This window comes from Enterococcus sp. BWB1-3, from assembly GCF_016745275.1.
In the GTDB taxonomy this organism is placed as follows: Bacteria; Bacillota; Bacilli; order Lactobacillales; family Enterococcaceae; genus Enterococcus_L.
Genome location: NZ_JADOEP010000005.1, coordinates 211,524 through 217,943 on the forward strand (window position 1 = coordinate 211,524; position 6,420 = coordinate 217,943).

Annotated in this window: 7 protein-coding genes and 1 pseudogene; all 8 read left to right on the plus strand. The window is 35.9% G+C overall.

The features are described from left to right. Positions 1 to 2: 2 nt before the first annotated feature. Positions 3 to 785, plus strand: coding sequence for a 4'-phosphopantetheinyl transferase family protein (locus IW492_RS06130; protein WP_202066694.1), 783 nt, complete (start codon positions 3 to 5; stop codon positions 783 to 785). A 15-nt stretch (positions 786 to 800) separates the two neighbouring features. Further along, positions 801 to 2,549 carry an acetyl-CoA carboxylase, carboxyltransferase subunit beta gene (gene accD / locus IW492_RS06135; RefSeq protein ID WP_202066695.1) on the plus strand — a complete coding sequence of 583 codons (1,749 nt, stop codon included), beginning with the start codon at positions 801 to 803 and terminating at the stop codon, positions 2,547 to 2,549. Next, complete coding sequence (locus IW492_RS06140; protein ID WP_202066696.1) at positions 2,539 to 3,009, plus strand: acetyl-CoA carboxylase; 471 nt, start codon at positions 2,539 to 2,541, stop codon at positions 3,007 to 3,009. The genes accD and IW492_RS06140 overlap by 11 nt, the downstream gene beginning before the upstream one ends. Next, a complete protein-coding gene (locus tag IW492_RS06145; protein ID WP_202066697.1) occupies positions 3,006 to 4,388 on the plus strand; it encodes an acetyl-CoA carboxylase biotin carboxylase subunit in 1,383 nt (460 codons plus the stop codon). Before IW492_RS06140 ends, IW492_RS06145 begins: the two co-directional genes overlap by 4 nt. Before the next feature lie 53 nt (positions 4,389 to 4,441). Then, the gene (locus IW492_RS06150) at positions 4,442 to 4,876 is read left to right on the plus strand and encodes a hypothetical protein (protein ID WP_202066698.1); all 435 of its coding nucleotides are present in this window, start codon (positions 4,442 to 4,444) and stop codon (positions 4,874 to 4,876) included. A 162-nt stretch (positions 4,877 to 5,038) separates the two neighbouring features. Next, complete coding sequence (locus tag IW492_RS06155) at positions 5,039 to 5,641, plus strand: accessory gene regulator AgrB (protein WP_202066699.1); 603 nt, start codon at positions 5,039 to 5,041, stop codon at positions 5,639 to 5,641. Beyond that, entirely contained in the window at positions 5,638 to 5,772 is a 135-nt protein-coding gene (locus IW492_RS06160) for a cyclic lactone autoinducer peptide (protein ID WP_202066700.1), read from the plus strand. The genes IW492_RS06155 and IW492_RS06160 overlap by 4 nt, the downstream gene beginning before the upstream one ends. A gap of 463 nt (positions 5,773 to 6,235) precedes the next feature. Continuing rightward, a pseudogene (locus tag IW492_RS18025) lies at positions 6,236 to 6,420 on the plus strand (IS982 family transposase); the annotation flags it as partial.

The following is a 6,420-nucleotide window of genomic DNA, read 5'->3' on the forward strand; positions in this document are numbered from 1 at the left end:
AAATGATTATACAAGGAGAGATTACATGCTTTGAGAAAAGGCAGGATAAAATTGAAATTTTTGAAGGTATCTGGCATAGGTATGCATATACCTTCAAAGAGGAGCTGGAAGAGCACAGCAGAAATTACGAAGAGTTTTTAAGTGAAGAAGAATTGTCTATCTTAAAAAAGAAAGAACGTTGTAACAAAGGTCAAGAATATGTTTATAGCCGTACGTTTGCAAAAGAGTTTTTCCGTCAGATGATTGACAGTGAACATTTATTTCTTGATATGAAGGACGTTGAGATTCGAAATGATACCGATGGTCCAACCAAAGGGAAACCTAGAATTCATGTCAATAATCGCAGCATCAAAGGATCAACCTCACTTTCCCATAGTGATTCCAGTATTCTTATCAGTCATGGTAAGAATTGCTGGATGGGGGTTGATGTACAGGAAGTGATTACCAGTGAAGCAATAGTAGAAAATGAAAGTATCTTTTCTTTTGAGGAACGCAGAATCATTGATTCTGGAGAGTGTTTTCCCAAAAATAAAGCTTGGGCAGCAACGTTGATATGGAGTATCAAGGAGGCTGTTGGTAAGGCTCTTGGCGTAGGCTTAAGTTTAGGCTTGAAATCAATCAGTGTGATGGATATTCGAAACGGGCAAATCTGGATCAATCTAATTCCGGAAGTTGAGAATGTATTGCTTAGTCCAGATAATCGACTGATTATCTATTACAAACAACATGAGAACACATTTTTTGTTATATGCTGCATGTTTGAAAAAGTGAAGCTGGAAGCGTAAAGGGAGGGGAGTTATATGACGACGTATAAAGTCAAACCAAAGAAAAAAATATACAGGCAATTAAAACAAAGAGATCAGACAACCATTATTGAAGATTGCTATATAACTTGTAAAAGTTGTAGTAGTTGCTTACTGCAGAGCGTTTATCAAGAAAACCACTATGTCTGTTATAAATGCGGATGTCACCAGAACATACACGGGAGAGATCGAATAGCATTATTATGCGATAAAGGGTCATTTTTGGAATTTAATCAGATGTTTAAAACCAAAGATCCTCTAAATTTTGATGGATATAATGACAAATTGATTTTTGATAAAAAGAAGAGCGGGTTACAAGACGCTATCATTACAGGTAAAGGAAAGCTTCAGGGGCAAGATTGTGTGATTGCCGTTATGGAAAGCTCATTTCGCATGGGGAGTATGGGCGTTGTTGTTGGAGAAAAAATATATAGAGCAATACAAACCGCCTGTGAACTTGAGCTGCCATTTGTAATTTTCACAGCTTCAGGGGGGGCGCGTATGCAAGAAGGCATGTACAGTTTAATGCAAATGGCAAAAACAATTCAAGCTTTTGAGCTATTAAGAGCGAAAAAATTATTGAGTATCGTTGTAATGACTCATCCAACTACAGGCGGTGTTTCTGCCAGCTTTGCCAATGTTGCAGATATTATTATCGCTGAGCCTCAGGCGACGATCGGTTTTGCGGGACGAAAAGTGATTGAGAAAACACTGAAGGAGCAACTGCCAGAAGATTTTCAAACCGCCGAATTTCTTTTCAAGCATGGGCACGTTGATGACATTGTCTCAAGGAAAGAACAGCGTGACTATTTGATAAAGCTCTTTCAAGTGTTTGGTAAGAAAGGGAAGCCTTCTCGAAAAGGAAAAACATTTCGAGCAAGGGCAGGAATGCCCTTAGATAAGAGTGGTAGTAATGCGAAGGAACATTTGGATTTGGTTAGAAAAATGGAGCGCCCGAATGCTGAAGATTACATTCAACGGCTATTTCCAGATTTTATCGAATTGCATGGTGATCGAACATCTGCTGATGATCAAGCCGTTCTTACAGGGTTAGCTGTATTTCATAATATTCCAGTAGCAGTCATTGGGCAAAACAGAGGGAAAAACTACAAAGAAAATAGTGAGCGAAATTTTGGAATGGCTTCCCCGGCGGGATTTAGAAAAGTGAAACGGATAATCGAATTAGCAGAAAAATTTAATTGCCCTGTTCTCTCTTTTGTAGATACGAAAGGGGCAGATCCTACTGAAAAATCTGAAAAGTCTAACCAAAGCTGGGCAATCGCGCAATGCATTCAGACGATGTTAAGAGCAGATATTCCAACCCTTTCTTTAGTGATTGGAGAAGGCGGCAGTGGGGGCGCACTAGCGGTGAGCGCGACAGACAAGCTATTCATGCTAGAAAAATCCGTTTATTCGGTTATTTCTGCTGAAGGGGCAGCTTCTATATTATGGAAAGATAGTAATCTAGTTGCTAAAGCAGCTGAAAGTTTAAAGATAACAGCTGCGGATTTGGCGGAACGAAAGATTATTGATGGAATCATACCTGAGATTACCCCAGATGCTAGTCAGGATATCGATAAACAAGTAGGAGTGATTGATACATTTTTGTTTCATGAGCTATCAAAATTATTATTGCTTGATGCTTCTGAAAGGATGCAACGAAGAGTTGAAAAATATTTATCGATGGGAACGGATCAAGTCATAGGTGGCAAAAGTGAAGAGGAGCTGATAAAAGATGTTCAATAGCACAAAATTACTATTTGAAGCGATGAAGTATTGCGAGCAGACAAAAGTCAAAAGTTTTGAATATGAAGCTGAAGGCTTGCGCATCATTATCAAAAAGGAACCGCAAGGGATACTAGTTCAAACGAATGATAAAGAGTCACCGAAAAAAAGTATATCAGAAGCAACTGTTTTCGAAGCAGAGGAAAAACTGTATCAGAATACGGCTACTATGAATAGTAAAGAACTGATATCAGAAATGACAGGTATTTTCTATGATCGTTCAGCACCTGATCAGGAACCGTATTTAAAAATCGGTAAAAAAATCAATGTAGATGATGTTATTGGTTTGGTAGAAGTGATGAAGTGCTTTATGGAAATTAAAGCTGCAGCTTCAGGCACTGTTCAAGAAATCCTGATATCTAACGGAATGATGATTGAGTATGGACAGCCTTTAGCGGTGATTGAGGAGGCATCAGCATGATTCAAAAAGTGTTGATTGCCAATCGCGGTGAGATAGCTATCCGAATTATCAAAGCTTGTAAGGAACTAGGAATTGCTACGGTTGCTGTGTATTCAGAAGCTGACAAAGAAGCGCTTCATGTGGCGTTTGCTGATGAAGCTTATCAAATTGGGCCGGCTTCGTCTATTGATAGCTATTTAAAAGTAGAAGCTATTGTTAATGTTGCTAAAATTACTGGTTGTCAAGCTGTACATCCAGGATATGGTTTTCTATCTGAAAATATGGAGCTATGCCGTATATGTGAAGAGGAAGGAATTACATTTATTGGTCCATCCTTAGATAATCTATCACAGCTGGCAGATAAGTTTGAGGCCAAAAGACTTGCAAAAACTGCAGGTATACCAGTAATTCCAGGAAATCATCAGGCGATTGAAACATCTGAACAGCTGCAAAAAGAAGCTGGAAAATTAAATTTTCCGATTCTCCTTAAGGCTACACATGGCGGAGGTGGGAAAGGAATCAAACGTTGTGAAAACCTAGAAGAGTTGCTTCATTATTATGAGATTATCAAAAAAGAAGCAGAAAAAGCCTTTAATAACCAAGGCTGCTATATTGAAGAATGCATTCAACAGTTTTTACATGTAGAGGTTCAAATACTAGGCGACTCTCAGGGAAATATCATCCATCTAGGAGAACGAAATTGTTCGATTCAAAGAAAGATGCAAAAAATTATAGAAGAGACCCCCTCTCCGTTATTGGATGAAAAAATTCGGACGGAATTGTGTGAGGCAGCCTGCCGTTTTAGTGAAAGTCTAAATTATCTTGGTGCTGGTACGGTAGAGTTTGTATATAATTATAAAAAGAAATGCTTCTATTTTATGGAGATGAACACGCGTGTTCAAGTTGAACATCCTATTACAGAAATGATCAGCGGGGTAGATATTATAAAAGAACAGATAACTATTGCTGCTGGACTTCCACTTAGCTGTACGCAAGAAAATATTCAATTAACGGGGTATTCCTTAGAATGTCGAATTAATGCAGAAGATCCGGAAAATAATTTCTTTCCATCTGCAGGAAAAATTGATTTTCTAGTATTACCCACAGGATCTCCAGGTGTTCGAGTAGATACATTCATTTATTCAGGGTATCAAGTACCTCTATTTTATGATTCAATGCTGGGAAAAATTATTGTTCATGATAAGACTAGAGCAGGAGCTATTAAAAAGCTTAAAGTAGCATTAGAAACAACAATTATCAGCGGAATTAAAACGAATGTATCTTTTCTTCTGGCCGTTTTATCCGATCAGGACTTTATTAGTGGTCACTATGACAATCACTTTATAGAAGAAAATCTTCAGAATGCGTATTCTAATCCGAAGCTTTTAAAAAGAGCATGAGAGGGATAGATACAGTAAGGATGTGAATATTACTGAAAGCAGAAGTAATATCAATGAGAGAATTGCTAAAATCTGTCAAGCTTCAAAGTATTGATAGAAAGCTCTTAAATGAGTTAGTTCAAACAGGTGACTTTCGTCCGTTCCTGTTTGACATTTTTTTCAAAAGTGACTCTTTATTTGATTTATCTGGTGATTGTGCACTGATATTTATCAATAAGAATATTTTTTACATAAGAGAAGAAGAGAGGATTGATATACTAGAAAATGTAGATTTTCCAGAATTCACTGCAGGTAGTTATTTACTTATAGTCTCTGCCAAGGATGATTTAACAACAGAGTCTGGTAAAACTGAAGGAGTCCTACAGAAATTTGTTAAGCGATATTTAAAAGACAATGCCATAGACTATGAAATTCAGGAAATACCTTTGGCTAATAATCGGCTATTTAAATTATGTGCTATTTACAAAATTGAGATGGAAACGATTTAAATCAGATTAAAAAGTATATAGGGAATACGCACTTTTGATTACAGAAGTGTGTATTCCCTATATGCTTTTTTGCAGTTTCGCTCTTTTTGTGTATGGATAAGAAAAAACACACAGTTTGTCCGAGTTGATTGTTACTATAAATTCAAGAGGTGAGCAAATAATATGGAAAAAATTAGTCAAAAGTTGTCATTTACAGATCGGCTTGTCGATCAGAGCGCAGAAGCAATTTGTCAAAAATGCAATCTGGATAGGATTGAACAGTTGAAACTGAAACTTGGGTTAAATGTATTTATAATCAATGTAACAAAATTAGTTATTATTTATTTTCTGGCCTACTTGTTTCAATTATTAACAGCTGTCATTATTTTCCATGTTGGTTTTATGATGATTCGAACATTTTCTTACGGTGCTCATGCTAAATCTAGTCAGCTTTGTACGGTATTCAGTACCATTATATTTTTAGGTTGTGCTAAATTTTGTATGATGGGTCCTTTTTCAGTCTATGTTCTCATGATGTTGTTTGCAGGAACCAGTTCAATTTTATGGATCTATGCACCAGGAGTAACTAAAAAGAATAAGATCTGCTATGAAGAAAAGAAAAGACTGTTAAGACAAAAGGCGTTGTGTTCTAACGTGCTAGTTTTCCTTATTGCTTTAGGTTTTAATCAAACGTATATTGCGAACTTGTTAATGACAGGTGCTTTTGTGGCAGCACTGCTGACCATGCCTGTACTATATAAATTACTAGGAGATGAAAGAATATGATGGGAAAATTAAAAGGAAAAATGATGGATTTGTTGGCGGTTTTATTAGTATCAGGTGGGGAATTATCGATTAATCAGTGTTGTATTGGATTTGGGTATGAAATTGAGATTCCAGAAGAATTACTTCAATGATCTTTGTCACTATCTACTTCATATCTAAAAATATTGTTGGATAGCACTTCGTACAATTTAAAGAGAGTTGTCTTAAAAATAGTTGGAGAAGCCCGAATAATCTAATAAATGTCTAAAAAAAAGTATGAAATTTATTGAATTACTAGATAAATAGCATTGATTAAATTGTTTTATATATGATATCATTAACAGACAACTATTAGTTCGTTTAAAATGAACATTTTGAAGTGTATTTGTATATTTATTGGCTATGTGAGATAGTTCAATATATTATTTTTTGACTTTTATTATGTTAATGAAAAATTGGGGGTAGGAAAAAATTATACTGGCATTTTTTGCTAATATACTAATTCTTATTTTATGTAGTTAACCCATAGTGCTAGTTAAAATAGTTTAAACATGCAAAAAAAGAAAGTTCTTGCTACACTAGCCTCAAATCGGTTAAGAAATGAGATGAAAAAGCATGCAAGAACCTTCCAACTCTCATTTTACTATAACTTTCGAAAATTTACTGCTTCGAGTATTACGGTTGTATGAAGAATATACTCCTGATACAGTCAAAAACCGAAAAAACAAACAGTTAGCGAAACAATCGGATGTCGTTATTCTAACTTGTTATCTTTTTGGCATTCTTCATTCATGTACAAC